Raw genomic sequence first — 19140 nt, 5'->3', positions numbered from 1 at the left:
ACGATTTTTTGTGTGAATATGAAACGAATCCAACAATTGTTAAAGGAAAAAAGCAAAGAAAATAAGTAAATAATAGAAAAAATGGCACGCTAATTGGTTGAAAACATCAATTAACGTGCCATTTTTGAATTCCATGAATCCTTATTAAAAAAATACTATAGTTTTTCAGCAGCCTCGTCTCGCACCTCGATTTGAATCCTTGCACAAACCGCAAGTATCCAAACTCGCCCCGTGGTGTAATGGCTGAAGCCATAACGCCACCTCCACTGCGTACTATATTTACTGACAATCTCCGGCTAGTTTATTTCTTACAACAGAAAAACCTTTCATAAATAAACTAGTTCTTTCTTAAATTTGGTTATAGAAGTATAAAAATATATCAATAATTATTTTGTCAATCATTAAATAACTGAAGGTTGAAAGGTGAAAAATTAATCTAACCATTATTGTTACAGGCCTAGAGCTAATTTATTTAAAGCCTGATTTTAAATAATCAGAAGTTTCCATTTTATTATTCCCATCATTAAAAAAATTAACTAGTTGGAAGAGCTGAGAGTATTCATTTGCAGCGAAAGTGGCGTTATTGCTTCAGCAATTACACCACCGGGCGTGTTGAAGACTCGCGGGTTTTGCGAGGCTTCAACCGAGGTTCGAGACCGCTTCCCAGGCTCGGGCCGTTCCGCGCAGCACATGAATACTCTCAGCTCTGGAAACGGCATACTTAACTAAACTTTCAACCTTGAGTTAAATAGTAAAATCAACAAAGATAAGTTGTATCATACTTAATTATTTGATTATTAAAAAAGTTAAATGCCGTTATAAATATTTTTCAAATAACCAAACAATTTTCTCAATAACTGATACAACTGCAACAATAATAATTATAATTGGGTAGGATGTTATTAATTACATACTGAAGGTTGAAAGGTGAAAAATTAATCTAACGATTGCTATTACAGGCCTAGAGCTAATTTATTTAAATACTCAGAAATCCTCATTTTATTGTTCCGTCTATTAAAAAAATAAACTAGTTGGAAGAGCTGAGAGTATTCATTTGCAGCGAAAGTGGCGTTATTGCTTCAGCAATTACACCACCGGGCGTGTTGAAGCCTCGCGGGTTTTGCGAGGCTTCAACCGAGGTTCGAGACCGCTTCCCAGGCTCGGGCCGTTCCGCGCAGCAATTGAATACTCCCAGCTCTGGAAACGGCATACTTAACTAAACTTTCAACCTTTAATTACACATCAATGACATTATTATTTAACTTGAGATTCAAGCTAAACTATTTTTGTTAGCTACTGTTAACTTAAGAATTATGAACCCTTTTAATTTATTTTTAGAAGCTCCTGACTGTGGTCTCTCCTACTTGCGCTGCCCTTAGACACATGTATGATAAAGGTATCAGGAGGAATATATTATGGATAAAAATGCAGTTCAGGATCCTTTAGTTTACAGACGTATTTTACTTACGGTCGATGAGGATGATCATGAATCAAATACTCGTGCCTTTCGTTTTGCCATTACTTTAGCAAACGACTACGATGCCACACTAGGAATTGTTTCGGTGATGGAAAGCGAGGATATTAATATTTTTGATTCTTTGACACCATCAAGAATCAGTGCCAAACGTGATGATCTCAAACAAGCGGTCGAACAGTATGTTAAAGCAGCCGAAGAGAATGGTTTGGAAAAAGTTGAACCTCTTGCCTATGAGGGTGGCGATGTTGACGACGTCATCTTAGAACGTGTGATTCCAGACTTTAAACCGGATTTGATAGTAACTGGAGCTGATACTCAATTCCCTCACTCTAAAATTAGTGGTGCAATTGGACCCCGATTAGCTAAGCGAGCACCTGTTTCGGTTATTGTAGTCCGTTAAAAAAAGGAACCTCACAAGTAGGATCAACAAACTACGAAAAGAGGTCTTGTCATTTTGAAACATAAGAATGATAAAGAACACGAAAGCAAATTCATTGAGGGTACTGGCAAACAACGAAAGAGCCTTGACGAGATCAATGGCTCAATTGATGTTCCTGACAATGCCGGCTATTTTAAAACTCTGCTAGCATACACGGGCCCTGGCGCATTGATTGCTGTTGGTTACATGGATCCTGGTAACTGGATAACTTCTATTGGTGGTGGTGCTCAATTCAAGTACACCCTACTGAGTGTTGTTTTACTATCAAGTTTAATTGCTATGCTTTTACAGGCAATGTCAGCCCGTTTAGGTATTGTTACTGGAAGGGACTTAGCCCAGTTAACACGAGACCGGACGTCAAAGGTCGGTGGTTTCATTCTTTGGATTATTACTGAAGCCGCTATCATGGCAACCGATGTGGCGGAAATAATTGGTTCTGGTATTGCGCTGGAATTACTATTTGGATTTCCACTGATTCTTGGTATTACAATTACCGCCTTCGATGTTTTGATTTTACTATTTTTAATGCGTTTAGGATTCCACAAAATTGAGGCAATCGTCGCTACTTTAGTGGCTGTCATCTTGTTGGTTTTCGCATATGAAGTCTTTCTATCAAAACCTGATTCCTTAGGAGTCTTGGGTGGGTATGTTCCTAGAGCTAAAATTTTAACTAATCAACCAATGCTATACATGGCACTAGGTATTGTCGGTGCAACAGTTATGCCACACGACTTGTACCTTGGCTCATCTATTTCTCAAACTAGAAAGTATGATATTCACGATCATGCTTCAGTTAAAAAGACGATTCGCTTTACAATTGCTGATTCAAATATTCAATTAACAATCGCCTTTGTTGTCAACAGTTTGCTATTGATATTAGGTGCTGCTTTATTTTATGGAACTCATAGTGATTTAGGACGTTTCGTCGATTTATTCAATGCTTTAAGCAATTCGAAAATTGTCGGTGCCATTGCCAGTCCAATGTTGAGCATGCTCTTTGCAATTGCACTATTAGCATCTGGTCAAAGCTCAACTATCACTGGAACACTTGCTGGACAAATAATTATGGAAGGATTCATCCACTTGAGAATGCCTCTTTGGGCACAGAGACTTTTAACACGATTGATTTCAATCACCCCAGTTTTGGCTTTCGCTATTTATTACAAAGGTAACGAAGCTAAAATTGAAAGTCTGTTAACATTCTCGCAAGTCTTCCTATCAGTAGCATTGCCATTCGCAATGATTCCATTGATTATTTTTACTAGTGATAAGAAATTGATGGGAGCTTTTGTTAATCGGAAATGGGTCAAGTATCTCTCTTGGATCGTGGCTGTCATTTTAGTTATTTTAAATGTGCAGTTGATTTGGACCACGATTTTTTAATGCCGCCTCCAGGTTGGAGGGAGAGATGTAAACCGGCTGTGGGACCGACTTGAGCCAAGGTCTCAAGTCTCGGTTTTGAACTTCGCAAAAACCGCGAATTTCAAAACACGTCCTGTGCTTTAAGGGCGAAACGCCCTAACACCACTACCACTGCTGGTTACATCTCTCCCTCCAACCTTCCAGCTAGTGCGACTATGATAACTAATATTATTTTAAATACTTTAAGATGGTCAATATTCCGGTTTCTTCTCAAAGCGGATATAAAAATAAAAAATTGCCTATTATTTCAACATTTAATTACGATTTAATTTTGATTCAAAAAAGAGTTATTTTTCACTTAAGGATATCAGGTTAATCCAAGTAAAAATAACTCTTTTTTTATTTTCATCAATTACTAAAATAGATATAACTTAGTTGAAAGAGCTGAGAGTATTAACCGGTCCGCATAGCAGGTTAATACTCTCAGCTCTGGAGACGGCATTAATTAGCTATGTTTATAAAAGGCTCGATTATCAAGACCAAAGATTCGTTCGGAAAATTTGCCATTTTCTGTCTTATCAATTGCCTTGGTTATCATATTGATTGAAGCATCCATCATATCAATATTGTGTAACACTTCTGCCTCCAAAATTTTGGGACGTTCAGGAGAGCCGTATTCCAATAATCCGTGATGTGACAAGATCATATGGCGAAGTAAGATCATATCTTCGCTTTCAAGGCTGATTTTGAGCTCCTGTGCCGCTTTTACAATTTCTTCATCAACTATCGTAATGTGGCCTAACATGTTTCCTTCGAAAGTATATTCAATATCTAGGCTTCCTGTTAACTCGATAATTTTACCAAAGTCATGCAAACATGCTCCTGCAATTAGGAGTGCCCGATTTATTTGTGGGTACTGGTCTGAAATACTTTCGGCCATCCTTACCATGCTCAAAGTATGATAGGCTAAGCCACCTTGAAAATCATGATGGTTGCTTTTAGCCGCAGCACTAGTGAAGAAACGGTCATGATACTCTTTGAACAAATATCTGACAATACGGTTCCACGAACCATTGGTAATCTGCAAGAAAACATCATCGAATTCATTTTCCATATCGGCTTTTTTCATTGGAGCAGTCTGAACGAATTGTGACATATCAACTGTTTCAGAATCCAATAATCCCAAACGGGTAATGTTAACTTGGGGTTTGCCTTGGTATAAATCACGACGTCCTTCTAATTGAACAATTGTACCAACGTGAAATTTTTCGGCATCTGACTCACTAGCATCCCAATATTTACCAGGAATCTGACCTGATTTATCTTCAAATACTAATGATAAGAAGTTTTTACCATTCTTGGCTAAACGAAAGTCGGAACGTTTGATAATAACTTCCAAACTCATGTCTTCACCTTTATTAAAATCAATTATCTGCTTAGGCAATTTCATTCTCCTCCAATTTTAAAATATGGTCTTCTGGAACCCCTTCAGGTTGGTTAGCAGTTACATAAATTACTTGATTCGTCTCGGCAATCTCTTGAATCAATTCAAAGACATTCTCTTTACGCGAAAGATCGAAATCAACAAAGGCATCGTCAATCAAAATTGGCAACTTTATCAAATCGGAAATTTCCGTCACAAAGGCCAAACGTAGAGCTAAATACAGTTGAATCGTTGTTGCTTTCGACAATTCATGAACATCGAAGACATTTTTGTTAGCACTTGTAACTACAATATCTCGGCTCTTGAAATCAATTTTAATATAATGATGATTCGTCAGCAAACTAAAATACTGCGTTGCCTTTTCTATCATCTTCGGATAACGATTCTCAGTCGCAATGTTCAGCATATTTCGAATCCAACTGCTGGCCAATTTGTTCGAAATCCATTCATCATAATTCTCAATAATATCCTGTCTATTTTGAGCTAATTCGCTAACAATATGTTGATACTGTTTATTGTCAAAAATCTGTTGCATCTGTTCTTTTAATGAACCCATCTGACGACTAAACTCATTATTCTTATCTGCCAAAGCATTCTTTTTAGCTGTCGCTTGATTCAACTCTTCACTCAAAACATTGTGGTCAGCATATTTTTGTAACTCTGATAAGTCAGTTCCAAGGAAATCTTGATCTTGCTTAATTTGTGACAAAGTCTTTTGATTCTCGATTTGTTGTGTATGCATCTGTGTGAACATATTCATATTGATTGCTTGATACTTCTGCAAAATCGCAAAAATTTCTTTATTCAACTGCGTTAACCGTCTTTCACGATTATCGGCAATCTTTTGTGTTTGGGCCTGACTCTGTTCGGCAATATCTGCCTTGGCTTGAATCTGATCCAAACGGGCAAAGTATTTCTCAATCTGTTCATTATAATTGTCATCTTTATAAGATTCATCAACAACATTTAATTCCAAAAGGATCTTACGCCACTTGTTCAAGTCAACTTCAATCGACTTGATACCATCAGTTAATCCGTTCTGAGTCGTGTGATAATTATCCAGGGCAATCACAGTTCCTTGAATACCTAAAATGGCTTCTCTAGAAAGGCCACCATAACCCTTATCTTGCAAAAATTGATAATTACCTAAGTCAGCTTTAGCACTGCTAACACGATCTTGATACCAATACCAACCACCACTTGCAATGGCTACCAAAATGAATATCCAACGTAATGGACTAATTATAAAAGCAAAAACTACTGCTAACCCACAGACAATCAAAGGAATATTGTTTCCCTTATTGACCTGTGGCGTCAATTGGTCAATCTCATCCCCAGTTAACGGCAACATATGCTCCGACAATTCGGGATGATTTTTGAATAGTTGATCCACTTGAGTATCAACTTTCAAAAGTTTGGAATTCATATCGTCACGATGAAATTGTAGATTTTGTAATTCAAACTTCTGATTGCGAACATAATCTAAACGTGTTTGATTAATTCGATAATTTTTGAGAACGTTTTTTTCAACATTATCTAAATCGGCAATCCTAGTGGACGTTGAAGTTTCCTTGAGTGTACTCAATTCTTGATTAGCTTTTAAAACCAGTTCCCAATCTTCGCTTTGAATCAAACGACCCGAGGTGTGGTTCGGATCTTGGCTCTGCTGCAACTTCTCGTAACGTGACCACTTCTTATCTAAATTACGTAAATTGTTTTCAGCTTCACTAGCCTGCTTCAATAAAACTGCATTATCATTGAAATCTTTTTCAACTTTATCCAATTCTGACTTGACTCGTTGATAAGCTGCTTGCTGATTCTCAATTTCTGATTTCTCTTCAGCCAACTCATCTTGTTTTTTCAAATTGACGATTAACGGTTGCTTTTGACCACGAGGCTTATAAATATCGTCAGCTGAATGTTCCAAACTATCGGCGGTGGATAACCATTCTTTACTACCCACAGCACCAATCGACATCACTTCAGTTTCTAATTTAGTTTCATCTAAGCCATAGATTGACAAAATACTTTTGTCGTCAAATACATGAGTATTCTCAAAATCAGTTTTTGTAAAACTACCGATAATTTCCGACAACAAACTGACTGGAACTTCTTCATCATCATGATAAAGCGTCACTTCTCCGTCACCTTTACCATCAATTCGACGTACTGTCCAAAAGCTATTGTCGTCATCTTTAAAAACTAATTCCCCACCGTATTTACCACTATTACGGGGTTTATATTGTAAAAATTTATTATCGCCACGTGCTGAAGCAAATCCAAAAAGGATGCTCTGAATGAAATTCAACAGTGTCGTTTTCCCAGCTTCGTTGTCACCAAAAATAACCTGATAATCTTGTTCAAAGTTAAATTTTTGGTCGATCCACTTACCGAAACCATAGATGTTTGCTTTAACTAATTTCACGATTACTCTCCAGTATATTTTTGATTGATCGTATTACGAGTCATTTCCGTGATGACTTTCAAGAAATCAGGATCATTAATATGATCACGGATAATACTTGATGAATACAACTTACTATCGAGATCCTTAATATCATCTAAATTAATGGCTTTCTTCTCAGCCTCATCCCAATATTTTTGGTCAATTTGTGACAATTGCGGATTGTCATTGAATTTCAAATAAATTTTATATAGAACACTTTGAGTTTGAATTTGATTAAAATGTTGCAAAATTTCATTACGATTAATAGTTTTCAATACATCAATACTCAACTTCTGTGCGTTATTAATAGTTAACGTCAACAATAATGTTGGGTTGTCCAGAATATCGGTGATTTTGTTGATCAAGGAATCAACTGTATCTTCCGTTCTCGACTCAATCGTTGCCTTATCCCACGTGTAAATACTACTCTTAACAAACTTCATTTCAGTAACATGGTTCTCAACTGTGACGATGTAAAAACCCTTCGGATTGATATCATTTTGGTTTCGACCTTGGATATCGCCAGAATAAACGACCATAGGTGATTCATGAAGAATTTGACGTTTATGAATATGTCCCAGGGCCCAGTAATCATAACCTTTTTGCAATAAATCACTAACCTGAAATGGCGCATAGTTATCATCCCCGACGCCGGCATGTAAAATACCGATTTGGTAGTCAAAATCACCACGACTAGGATATTCCTTGCCTATGGCCTGATTGATATGTTGTTGATGATAACTAAAACCAGTCAATCCAACGTGCTGACCGTCTTTAGTTATCTGCTCAACAGTTGAAACCTCTGGTCCAAAAACTGTCACATTCTTAGGAAATTTAACCACAGCAAAATTATTGCGATAATAATCATGATTACCGTAAATTAAATAGACCTTGATCTTGGCTTGATTTAATTTTTCAAATTCAGCTTTCAAAAACATTTGTGCCTTAAGCGAACTATCGGTATCGTCAAAAATATCGCCCGCTAGAATAACAAAATCAACCTGCTCAGTCACCGCAGTTTCAAAGAGTTTTTTAGCCGCTTGATAAGTTGAATCTTGCAGTTGTTTTTGTAATTCTTTTGAAAAATTACTAATGCCAATAAAAGGTGTATCCAAATGTAAATCTGCTGCGTGCAAAAACTTCATGCTAAAACTCCCTTGTAAAAGAAAAGGACTTGAGCAAATTACTTAAGCCCTAAGTCCTTGTTATTTATCTTGATAAATTTCTGCGATAGGCTTTGAAATGATTTTGTTCAATTCATCCATCATTGAATTCATCTTTTGCTCTTTTTCCATTAAGTTTTGGATTTCAGTGTAATTTGAAAGTTGGTCTGTTAATTCACGCATTCCATTAATGTCGTCATCCGTGATTTCTTGACCTTGCATTTGTTTTTGTTGAAGTTCAAATTGTTTTGTTTGAACCTTGTCAAAAAGTTTGAAAGCCAAGTCATTAGCTTTAACAGCTTCGAAAGCAAGCTTTAAATCAGCAACTTCAGTTGTCTTTCTCAAATCTTGTTCAAGTTGATTAGCGCTATCGTAAATGTTCATATAGTCCTCCTATTGACCAAAAAAGTTCTTAACATCATTATACCATTCTGTGGCTTTATTTTTAACGTTGTTTACCCCATCTTGGATAGATTTAGCAATATCATTATTGCCACTATCAGAAGTATTTCCTTCGGCTAAACTTGACGCATCCTTAACACCAAAACTAGTAGCTTTGGTGTCTGGTAAAATATTCGACATTTCATTCTTAAATAACGTCGACATACCATTCTCATTGGCACCAGATAAGAAGTGATCCTTGTCAGTATTATCGTAACCCATCCAACTAGCGACTACGACATCGGGCGTGTACCCTATCATCCACTGATCCTTAGTACCAGCATAACCATAAGATTCAGGAACTTCAGTACTACCAGTCTTACCCGCAATTTGATAACCAGCCGGTTTAGCAAGTTTACCAGTACCTTCATTGTAGACACCAAGCATCATACTAGTCATTTCTTTAGCAGTATTCTTACTGATAATTTGCTTTGTCGAACTGTTTGTATTATTAACCAACACAGTACCAGTTGAATCGACGACTTTAGTAATAAAGTGTGTATCAGAAAGTTTTCCTTCATTAGCAAAGGCAGTATATGCTCGTGCCATTTGAAGTGGTGAGACACCTGTTTCCAAACCACCCAATGCTAAGGCGAGATTTTGATCATTCTTATGTACTTTGATACCAAAGTTTTCAACTGAATTGACACCTTTTTTGACGCCAATTTTATCTAACAGAGCTACAGCTGGAACATTTTCACTTTGATACAAAGCCTTGTACATTGGTAATGTATCTTGATAAATTCCGTCTGCATTAGTTGGTGTATATTTATTTTTACCAAAACTAGTGATTTTATCAGGTAACTCTGAATCATAACTGTAACCATTTTCAATTGCTGGCGTATAAACGGCTAATGGTTTAATTGTCGAACCAGGTTGCCGCCTCATTTGTGTAGCTCGATTAAAGCCACGGAATGTGTGATCGCCACGACCACCAACGACCGCTAAAATCCCACCATTTTTAGGATCAACAGCAACTGAAGCACCCTGAACCTTGGTTCCATCGGCGGAATTGCTTGGGAACAAGTAACTATTGTCAAACGACGTCTGCATTGAACTTTGAATTTTCTGATCCAAAGTCGTATAAATTTTATAGCCCTTATTCAAAATATCATCTTCTTTAAGACCATACTTATTAACAGCTTCGTCAATAACGGCATCAAAGAAATATGGATACTTGTAAGAACTACCAACTTCATAATTGTCATTCAAAGCAATTGCGGTATTCTTATAATAAGTGGCTTGTGAAGACGTCAATTTATTATTTTCAACCATCAAGTCTAAAACCAAATTTCGACGTGCCGTTGAATTACTCATACTGTCAATTGGATTGTAATTATTTGGTGCTTTTAAAATACCGGCTAAGTCAGCTGCTTCAGCAGGATTCAGTTCAGAAGCATTTTTACCGAAGTATTTCTCGGAAGCATCCTGAACACCCCAGACTCCGTTACCAAAGTAAGCATTATTCAGATACATAGTAATAATTTCCTTTTTTGAATAAACTCGATTAATTTCAATCGATAAGAAAAGTTCTTCACCTTTTCTAGCCAAGGTTTGTTTCTGAGTCAAAAGTGAATTTTTAGCTAACTGTTGTGTTAATGTGCTACCACCACCGGAAATACCGTGATGAATAACGTATCCAAGCGCTGCTCTAGCGTACCCTTTAATACTGAATCCCGGATTGGTCCAAAAAGTTCGATCCTCAGTCGAAGTTACCGCATTCTGAATATTTTTAGAAATTTTATCATAACTAACGTAAGTACCCTTATTAGCATATAATTGACCGGCGTCATCGCCGTCTTTATCTAAAATAGTCGTCTTCGTTTGCAACGATGATTGTAAATCGTCCACGTTGCTCGTCTTAGCCTTGTATGTCCAATAACTACTCAAGACCAAGATCAATGTCAAAACAAGCAAGATCAACCATCTTGTAAGCTGATATCTCTTCCAATATTTTTTTATAAAAGACCAAGCAACTAGTAATTTAGGCTTAAGCCAAGCCCAAAAAACATTGTTATTATTCATTGTTTAAATACCTCTGTATAAGAACAAATTTTATCACATTATGTTGAGATTTAAAAAAGTTGTTTAAAAAGGGCCGTCTCCAGAGCTGGGAGTATTCACCTGCTGTGCGGACCGGTCCGAGCCAAAGTACGGTCTCGGGCCTCGGTTGGAAGCCTTGCACAAACCGCAAGTCTTCCAACACGTCCAGTGATGTAAGAGCTAAAGCTCTAACATCACTCTCACTGCTGGTGAATACTCCCAGCTCTTCCGACTAGTTGTTCTCTATTAATTTATTATTAAAAATATGAAGTTATACTTCTGTGATTCTTTCAATAATGTTTTTGCAGAATTAAAATGCGTATTATTAAAAAATTAATAATCGCATGTCTAGTCAGAAGAACTGAAAAATATTTGTGGACAGTGGAAGTGGTAGATACTTACAGTTTGTGCAAGGATTCAAACCGAGTTTCAAAACGCGTCTACTTTTTGACTCAGACTGGTCCGCACAGCCAATGAATATTTCTCTGCTCTGGGGACGACATAATATATTCACCCGAGGAGTCCTAAAATGTACCAGAAAATCATTACATATCATCGTGAAAACCATGAAAGCTTGACCATTCGAGAACTTTTGAAAAAATGGCTAATTCCAAAAAAGTGGCAGCATTTTTTCCGCATTCAAGAGGATGTGCTTATCAATGGTCAATATCATTCCTTTAACACTATTGTCCACGATTTAGATGTCATAACTTTGAACTTTAATTTTCCACCTCGGACTGAGCAACACTACTTGCCCGGGCATGACCCAATCGAGGTTGTCTACGAGGATGAAGATATTATCGTTGTCAATAAGGCTGCCGGTAAGAAAACCCATCCGAATTTGGCAACTGAGGATGACTCTTTAATGAATGATGTTGAAGCTTATCTTAAAGATGGTCATCCCTACATGGTTCATCGAATCGATATGGAAACCTCTGGCTTAGTTTTGATAAGTAAAACTCCTTATTTGGTTCCAATATTTAATCGCCAACTAAGTAGCAAAACACTTCATCGTGAATACTTAGCCTTAGTTAATCTTGACGCCCCTATTGAGGATTCTGGTACGATAAATCAACCAATTGGTCAGGATCCCACGGATGTTCGTAAACGTATGGTTACTGCTGACGGTTTGAATGCCACAACTAATTATCAAGTTATTGAAAGAAATTCTGAATTTGCACTGTTAAAATTAAATTTATTGACCGGTCGAACTCATCAATTACGTGTTCATTTGGCATATAACCATTGGCCAATCGTAAATGATGTGCTCTATAATCCGCACGAAAAAGCTGGAAACTTATTCTTATTTGCACACAAATTGACATTTAGCCAACCTTTTACCGACAAAAGAAAAATTATCCAAGCAAAATTGCCCGAAAATATGTATAATTTAATATGTGCTATTTTAAAGCAACCAAAAAGCTCACCTAATCCCGACAATTAGGTGAGCTCTTCTTTTATATTCAGAAAGAAGTTTTAGGAGTGATTTTTTGACTTTTTCTGAGCTGGCTGTAATTAAATCACTGACATAACTAGTTTAATAACCGCCCCGACAGCGATTAATAAAATATATGTTACGGAGAATTTACTTACAGCTTTGATTACTAAAGGATACGTTTTTGTCTTAACTTGTTCCTTCAGATAAGGACGAATATCGTCCCAGATATTTGGATAAAGTAGCACGATTAACAGTGTAATGCAAGGTACTACTTTTAAAATAGCTAGAATTGGAACTAGCAGGAAGGCTAAGGACCAACTAGCTTTGAACAAACTTAATGCATTGGCTTTTCCTACTTTACTAACCAATGTGTGACGACCATTTTTAACGTCTGCTTCTAGATCACAAGTTCCATTACTCAACTCCGCACAGAAGAATGCGAATGTATTGGGCAAACAGATTATGATTACCGAAATGGCAGTACTAGAATCAAACTTAGCTGTTCCGACAAGCCCTAGATAGGAGTAGGCCGTTGGAACTAGCTGGCTTATGGCAATAGCCACCGCTGCTTCCCCAAACATTGTTGAGTTCAGCGGCTTAGGACCTGCTGAGTATAACAAACCGATCAAAACTCCTGCGACCCCGATCGCCAAAGTAATCCAACCTGTTCGATATACCAGATAAGCCCCAATAATTAATGGAAAAATGGCCAAACCGTACATCCATTTTCTGACTATTGCCAATGATTCGCGATTAATACCAATGGTACTAATCTTTTCACGATACTCTTCATTAGTTGAATTTTTATAATCCATATAATTATTATGAAAATTAATAAATAAATGAATAAAGAATACAACGACAAAGCCTAAGAGTCCGTATAAGAAATTAAAGGTTCCATAATTCAGATAAGAAAAACCTATTGCCAGTAACAACCATGCTAAGTCTAGCGTGGTTGTTTTTATTTCTGATAGTTCGCTGAAAAGTTTTCTATCCAAACCGATTCACCCTACATTTCTTCTGGAGCTTTAACACCTAATAATCCTAATGACATTTGAAGAACAATTGAAACTGACTTAACTAATGCAAGTCTTGCTTTCAAGCCTTCGTCATCAGATAAAATTTTGCTGTGTGCGTAATATTGATTGAAACTCTTAGCTAACTTCAAAACATACTTAGCAACAACTGATGGTTCGTAATCCTTAGCGGCACGTTCCACAATGTTAGGGAAGTTTTGAAGCATCTTGATAGTGTCCCAAGCTTCTGGATCAGTAACAGACAAGTCTTTAGCATTGCTGTAATCAACATTCCCAGCTTTTCTCAAAATACTTAATGCACGAGCATTTGTATATTGAACATAAGGACCAGTTTCACCTTCAAAACGAACAACTTCTTCAAGATTAAAGTCAAAACTATCACGACGATCATTCTTCAAATCATGGAAGACAACCGCACCAACACCAACTGCTTCAGCAACGGCATCTTTATTCTTAAGATTTGGATTCTTTTCTTCAATTTGTTTCTTAGCAAGGTTAACAGCATCGTTTAGCACATCATCTAACAAGATAACATTCCCTTTACGAGTTGAAAGTTTCTTGCCACCAGTTGTGATCAAACCAAATGGGATGTAATCAATATCGTCTGACCAGGCGTAACCCATCTTCTTTAAAACAATCTTTAATTTAGTAAAGTGCTCTGCTTGTTCACTACCAACAACATAAAGTGATTTAACGAAGTCAAAAGTATCTTTACGGTACTTAGCAGCAGCCAAGTCACGAGTGATGTAAAGTGTTGCACCATCAGTCTTCTTGATCAAAGCTGGTGAAAGATCGTATTCTGATAAATCAACGATCTCAGCACCACGGCTTTCTTTAAGAAGGCCCTTTTCTTCAAGTGTATCAACGATAGCATCCATCTTGTCATTGTAGAATGATTCACCAGTGAAGTGATCAAATTGAACATCAAGACGATCATAGATTGTTTGGAATTCCTTCAATGAAAGTTCCTTGAACCATGACCAAAGTGAAAGTGCTTCTTCGTCACCATCTTCCATCTTCTTAAACCATGCACGAGCCTCATCGTCAAGTTCTGGTTTATCTTCAGCTTCCTTGTGGAAACGAACATAGTATTTCAAAAGATTGTTGATTGGATCAGCTTCAACTTCTTCAACTGAACCCCAAAGTTTGTAACCAACGATCAACTTACCAAATTGAGTTCCCCAGTCACCTAAGTGATTGATTTTTACTGGTTGATAATTTAATTTTGTAATGATTTTAGCAATTGAGTTACCAATAACAGTTGAACGTAAGTGTCCCATTGACATTGGTTTAGCGATATTAGGTGATGACATATCGATAGGAACATTACGTCCCTTACCGTCATCAGCATTACCAAATTCATCTTGTTTAGTTAAAACTTCATGTAGCACGCTGTTTGAGAAAGCTGCTTTATCTGAGAAGAAATTAATGTAGGCACCAGTGTTAACGACTTTTTCAAAACCAGTCGTGTCGATTTTGCCAACCAAATCTTCAGCAATCATATTAGGTGCTTTGTGCAATGTCTTTGCCAAAATAAATGTTGGGAAGGCATAGTCACCAAGATCTGAAGTCTTAGGCTTCTCAATCAAGTTTGAAACTTGTTCCTCTGTAATGTCTTCTGGTAAAACCTTAACTAGTGTATCTACTACTTGTTGTTTAAAATCCATATTTTCCTCCTTTAGATAAAAAAAACGCCTCTCTCAATAAACAGTTGTTCATTGAAAGAGACGAGATTTCCCGCGGTACCACTCTAATTGATTAATATCCACTCATTAATTGAATTATTTAATTTTATTAAGACGGGTGCGACTTGATCTTCGAAATAGCTAACTCTCACCAATGCTTAGCCTCGCTTTAAATCTTATGATCAATTAATCCCTCTTTTGCATGAGTATGATAGCATATAACGCCATCAATAACAATAATTATTTAATATATGCCGTCTCCAGGGTAGAGAATATTCACCTGCTATGCGGAACGGCCCGAGCCAAAATGCGGTCTCGGACCTCGGTTTGAATCCTTGCACAAACCGCAAGTATCCAAACTCGCCCGGTGGTGTAATGGCTAAAGCCATAACGCCACTCCCACATCTGGTAAATATTCTCTACCCTTACGACTAATTTCTTTTAATAAACTAATTCATAGTAATATTTAGTTAATATCATTGTCTGATACTTAATGTCAATCAATTACTCTCAAAAAGGCTTGATAAACCAATCTAAGACGTTTTCTAGATACAACGATAATTAGAAAAAATAACAACAAATTTGATATTTAAGAGCTACAGCTCTGGAGACGGAATATCTAACTGCCACATTACGTTATTTATGAATAACTGTTCCCTTTTTACCTGCAATAATTTCTTTAACATCATCCAAAGCACCGATAACGGCTGGTTTGCCTGTTGCTTTAACAAAGGCAACTGCAGCTTGAACTTTAGGCATCATACTTCCCTTAGCAAATTCGTCATTATCAATATGTTTTTGAATATCGTCGGCAGCTACGTCAAAAATTTCTTCTTGATTAGGCTTGCCAAAGTTATAAAATACTCCCCCCACAGAAGTCAAAATAATCAATTGATCCGCATCAACTAATTGAGCAATCTTTGAGGCACCAAAATCTTTATCAATTACGGCTTCTTTACCGATTAAACGGTCGCCATCTTTCACTACTGGAATACCGCCACCACCGGCAACGATAGGAATAACGCCCGCTTTTGAAATAGCTTCAATTGCTGGATATTCATTGATCTCAACCGGCTTTGGTGATGGAACTACACGTCTGTAACCACGGCCTGAATCTTCAACAATTGTCCAATCTGGATGATCTGCTTGAAGGCCTGAAACCTCATCTTCTTTATAAAATGGTCCGATTGGCTTTGTTGGATCTTTAAAGGCTGGGTCATCTTTATCAACAATTGTTTGGGTGATCAAAGTCACAACTTGCTTATTAATATCATTTTTAAGCATGACTTCTTTCATTGAATTTTGGAACCAATAACCGATACTTCCTTCAGTCATGGCTCCACATGTATCAAGTGGCAATGCTGGATTCTTCACACTATCAGCTGCTGCTTGTTGCAACAATAGGTTACCAACTTGAGGACCATTACCATGTGTAATAATCAAATCTTTGTCACTCTTCACGAATTCAACAAGTGATTCACAAGTCTTCTTCACAGCTGCCTGTTGAGCTGTTGCACTTGCGTCTGTACTTAAAATAGCATTACCACCTAAAGCAACCACAATACGTTCTTTTGTCATAATCGTTTTCTCCTCAGAATAAGCGAATTTATTTTTAATTGTCTTGTAAATATGCTCCTAAAACTTCTAACCCTTTGGTAAGTGTTGCGTGCGGTGCACAGTAACCTAACCTTGCATAGCCGGGTACATCGAATGCTTCACCTGGGACAAGTAGGACCCCAGTATCTTTTAATAAATCACGGCAAAATTCTAAGCTTGATTTCTTCGTGTCTAATTTAACAAATGACGTCGACACACCATTTGGGAAGACACAGCTAACCTTGGGAGTCTCCTCCACCCAGTTTTTGAAATAAGCTAAATTACCTAACACGATCCTCTTATTACGTGCCAAAATCTTATCCCTATTTTCTAATACTAAACAGGCCATTTGGTCGTTGAAAACACCGGAACAGATCATCGTATAGTCACGATATTTTCGAAAAATATCGGCTATTTCACTATTAGTAGCCGTCCAACCAACACGAATTCCGGGCATGGAGTACGTTTTAGACAACGAATTTGTCGAAATACCTTTTTTATAAAGATCAACAATCGGTGCATAATCAACTGATTCGTCGAATGGTAAGTAAACCTCATCTACTAAAATATAAGCACCAACTTCTTTGGCAATTGCGACAACTTGTTCCAGAAATTTCCTATCCAAAATTGTTCCAGTTGGATTGTTAGCATTATTGATACAAATCATTTTAGTATTAGGGCGAATCAATCTTTTTAATTCTTCAATATCTGGATACCAATTCTTTTCTTCACGTAATTTCCAAAAGCTAACATCAGCCCCTAATGATCTCGGGATATCGTAGAGTTGCTGATAACTTGGATAAACGCTGATGACATGGTCACCTGGTTCGATCAGTGAATAAATTGCTAAGAGATTGGCACCGGTAGCACCATTTGTCTGCAGAATATTATCGGGGTCAACATTCTGATACATTTGGCTAATTCCTTTTTTAAACGTTGGTGAACCTTCGATCCATCCATAATTCATTTTCTGTTCATCAAGTTGACCGTAGATATCAGCTTGAGTTAAATTTTGAAGTTCATTCATCGAAAATGAAGTGATCGTGCTTTGAGCTAAATCATATTTAGCTTCTCGTTCGTGGACATTTAACCACTCTTCAACGCCAAATCCGGCTATTTTCATTTCAAACACTTCCTAGATTTTAATTGCTCCCGTTGCGACCATGAAAATACTTATAATTGCGAAAATAACAATCATAATTGACCACATAATTTCCGAATTTGTTAGCTTTCCACCGTCTAAGTTGTAATCTTTCTTAGCTCGATAATAGAAATAAATCCCTGGTAAATAACCAATACAGACTAACATCAAGAAATGTAGACCTGCTAAAACGATGGCAATTACTTGAAAAGCAGCTGCGAAGATACCGATCCAAAGTTGTTTCATATCTTTATTTTGGAGTGAAAATTTGATTTGGTATAAACCAACGAAGATATAGCAAACGACGATAGCTGCCGTACAAAGTGAAAGCGCAAAGTTATAAGCCTCCTTAGAGAACAATAGAACAACTAGGAAAACTTGAATCAATGAAGCTGTTAACACCAATGAAAAGGTTGGTGCACCATTCTTATTTTTTTTACCAAATGAAGCTGGCAAGAGTTTGTCTTCAGCCATCAACATTGTCGTATCAGCTGGTAGCATTGTCCATGACAACCAAGCTCCAACGATTGCAACCACTAGACCAACGCCGATGAAAACGCCACCCCATTTTCCAACCATTTCCTGAAAAATATAAAGCATGGCTGGTTGATCCATTCGAGCTAACTCGCTCTGTGACAAGTAACCATATGGCAAAACTGATGCTAAAACATAAATAACTAATAAACTGACGATTCCAATGATAGTAGCTTTTCCGGCGTCATTCTTATCTTGAGCACGTGATGACAACATACTTGCTCCTTCAACACCTACGAAAACCCACATCATAATCATCAAACAAGACCTAAACTGTCCACTAACACTGGTATTTCCAGCCACCCCAGAGGCCACGTTGGACCAGAAGTGAGCTGTGAAGATACCACCTTTGAAAACAAAAATCCCTACAATGATAAATGCAAACAACGGAATCAGCTTGCAGATCGTAATGACCGTATTCATTGCCGCAGCTGATTCAACACCTCGATTAACAATAAAGGTCAACATCCAGGAAACGATACTCGCAAAGATTACCGACGGAATGTTTTGTCCACCTTTAAAAATTGGGAAGAAATAACCTAACGAACTCATTAAAACGGTCGCAAAGGCCACGTTTCCAAGCCACGCACTCAACCAATATCCCCATCCACTGACAAAGCCAGCAAAATTTCCAAATCCTGCTTGTGCATAAGCTTGAATTCCTTCTGATTCGGGTTGCTTCAGTAAAAGATTATTGAGCGATAAGGCCAACATCATAATACCGAATCCAACCACCAACCATGCTAGTAAAACCGGACCAGGGGCAGCACCACCTGCTAGTGAGCTTGTTAAGGTAAATACACCTGAGCCAATGGAACTCGTAACAACAGTTGCTGTCAGAGCTCCTAGTGATAGACCCTTTTTTTCTTCCATACTAATCATTCCTTTTTAAAA

The 19140-nt window shown here is 37.4% G+C and carries 13 protein-coding genes; 3 read left to right on the top strand and 10 right to left on the bottom strand.

Features of this window, described 5'->3' with window-relative positions:
• The first annotated feature begins 1415 nt into the window (after nt 1–1415).
• Together FFM71_RS09490 and FFM71_RS09485 are read left to right on the top strand one after the other, a co-directional pair.
• Nucleotides 1416–1877 (top strand): universal stress protein, encoded by a 462-nt coding sequence (locus tag FFM71_RS09490; protein ID WP_137611931.1) that lies wholly within the window; start codon nt 1416–1418, stop codon nt 1875–1877.
• A gap of 54 nt (nt 1878–1931) precedes the next feature.
• A complete protein-coding gene (locus FFM71_RS09485) occupies nt 1932–3299 on the top strand; it encodes an Nramp family divalent metal transporter (RefSeq protein WP_373278802.1) in 1368 nt (455 codons plus the stop codon).
• 484 nt (nt 3300–3783) lie between these two features.
• On the opposite strand, the gene FFM71_RS09480 is transcribed toward FFM71_RS09485, so the two are convergent.
• From FFM71_RS09480 to FFM71_RS09460, 5 genes are read right to left on the bottom strand one after another with little or no spacing between them, the layout of a single operon-like run.
• The gene (locus FFM71_RS09480) at nt 3784–4728 is read right to left on the bottom strand and encodes a 3'-5' exoribonuclease YhaM family protein (RefSeq protein ID WP_373278801.1); all 945 of its coding nucleotides are present in this window, start codon (nt 4726–4728) and stop codon (nt 3784–3786) included.
• Nucleotides 4715–7147, bottom strand: a complete 2433-nt coding sequence (locus FFM71_RS09475) for an ATP-binding protein (protein ID WP_171000526.1) — start codon at nt 7145–7147, stop codon at nt 4715–4717. The genes FFM71_RS09480 and FFM71_RS09475 overlap by 14 nt, the downstream gene beginning before the upstream one ends.
• 2 nt (nt 7148–7149) lie before the next feature.
• Nucleotides 7150–8313 carry a metallophosphoesterase family protein gene (locus FFM71_RS09470; protein ID WP_137611927.1) on the bottom strand — a complete coding sequence of 388 codons (1164 nt, stop codon included), beginning with the start codon at nt 8311–8313 and terminating at the stop codon, nt 7150–7152.
• A 60-nt stretch (nt 8314–8373) separates the two neighbouring features.
• Complete coding sequence (locus FFM71_RS09465) at nt 8374–8715, bottom strand: YlbF family regulator (protein ID WP_137611926.1); 342 nt, start codon at nt 8713–8715, stop codon at nt 8374–8376.
• A 9-nt stretch (nt 8716–8724) separates the two neighbouring features.
• Entirely contained in the window at nt 8725–10797 is a 2073-nt protein-coding gene (locus FFM71_RS09460) for a PBP1A family penicillin-binding protein (RefSeq protein WP_137611925.1), read from the bottom strand.
• A 547-nt stretch (nt 10798–11344) separates the two neighbouring features.
• Here FFM71_RS09460 and FFM71_RS09455 point away from each other — a divergent pair.
• A complete protein-coding gene (locus tag FFM71_RS09455) occupies nt 11345–12259 on the top strand; it encodes an RluA family pseudouridine synthase (protein WP_137611924.1) in 915 nt (304 codons plus the stop codon).
• 71 nt (nt 12260–12330) lie between these two features.
• On the opposite strand, the gene FFM71_RS09450 is transcribed toward FFM71_RS09455, so the two are convergent.
• The 5 genes from FFM71_RS09450 to arcD form a co-directional block, all read right to left on the bottom strand.
• Nucleotides 12331–13251, bottom strand: coding sequence for a prenyltransferase (locus tag FFM71_RS09450; RefSeq protein WP_171000525.1), 921 nt, complete (start codon nt 13249–13251; stop codon nt 12331–12333).
• An 11-nt stretch (nt 13252–13262) separates the two neighbouring features.
• Nucleotides 13263–14957 (bottom strand): arginine--tRNA ligase, encoded by a 1695-nt coding sequence (gene argS / locus FFM71_RS09445; RefSeq protein ID WP_137611922.1) that lies wholly within the window; start codon nt 14955–14957, stop codon nt 13263–13265.
• 654 nt (nt 14958–15611) lie between these two features.
• Nucleotides 15612–16553: a carbamate kinase gene (gene arcC / locus FFM71_RS09440; protein WP_137611921.1), complete on the bottom strand. Its 942-nt coding sequence runs from the start codon at nt 16551–16553 to the stop codon at nt 15612–15614.
• Between the two features lie 34 nt (nt 16554–16587).
• Nucleotides 16588–17694: an aminotransferase gene (locus FFM71_RS09435; RefSeq protein WP_137611920.1), complete on the bottom strand. Its 1107-nt coding sequence runs from the start codon at nt 17692–17694 to the stop codon at nt 16588–16590.
• A gap of 12 nt (nt 17695–17706) precedes the next feature.
• Nucleotides 17707–19119 (bottom strand): arginine-ornithine antiporter, encoded by a 1413-nt coding sequence (gene arcD / locus FFM71_RS09430; protein WP_137611919.1) that lies wholly within the window; start codon nt 19117–19119, stop codon nt 17707–17709.
• Nucleotides 19120–19140 lie beyond the last annotated feature (21 nt).

Origin of the sequence: Companilactobacillus huachuanensis (assembly GCF_005404815.1) — a bacterium.
Taxonomy (GTDB): Bacteria; Bacillota; Bacilli; order Lactobacillales; family Lactobacillaceae; genus Companilactobacillus; species Companilactobacillus huachuanensis.
The sequence above is the reverse complement of the archived record's forward strand: the minus strand, read 5'-3'. Positions and strand labels throughout refer to the sequence as shown.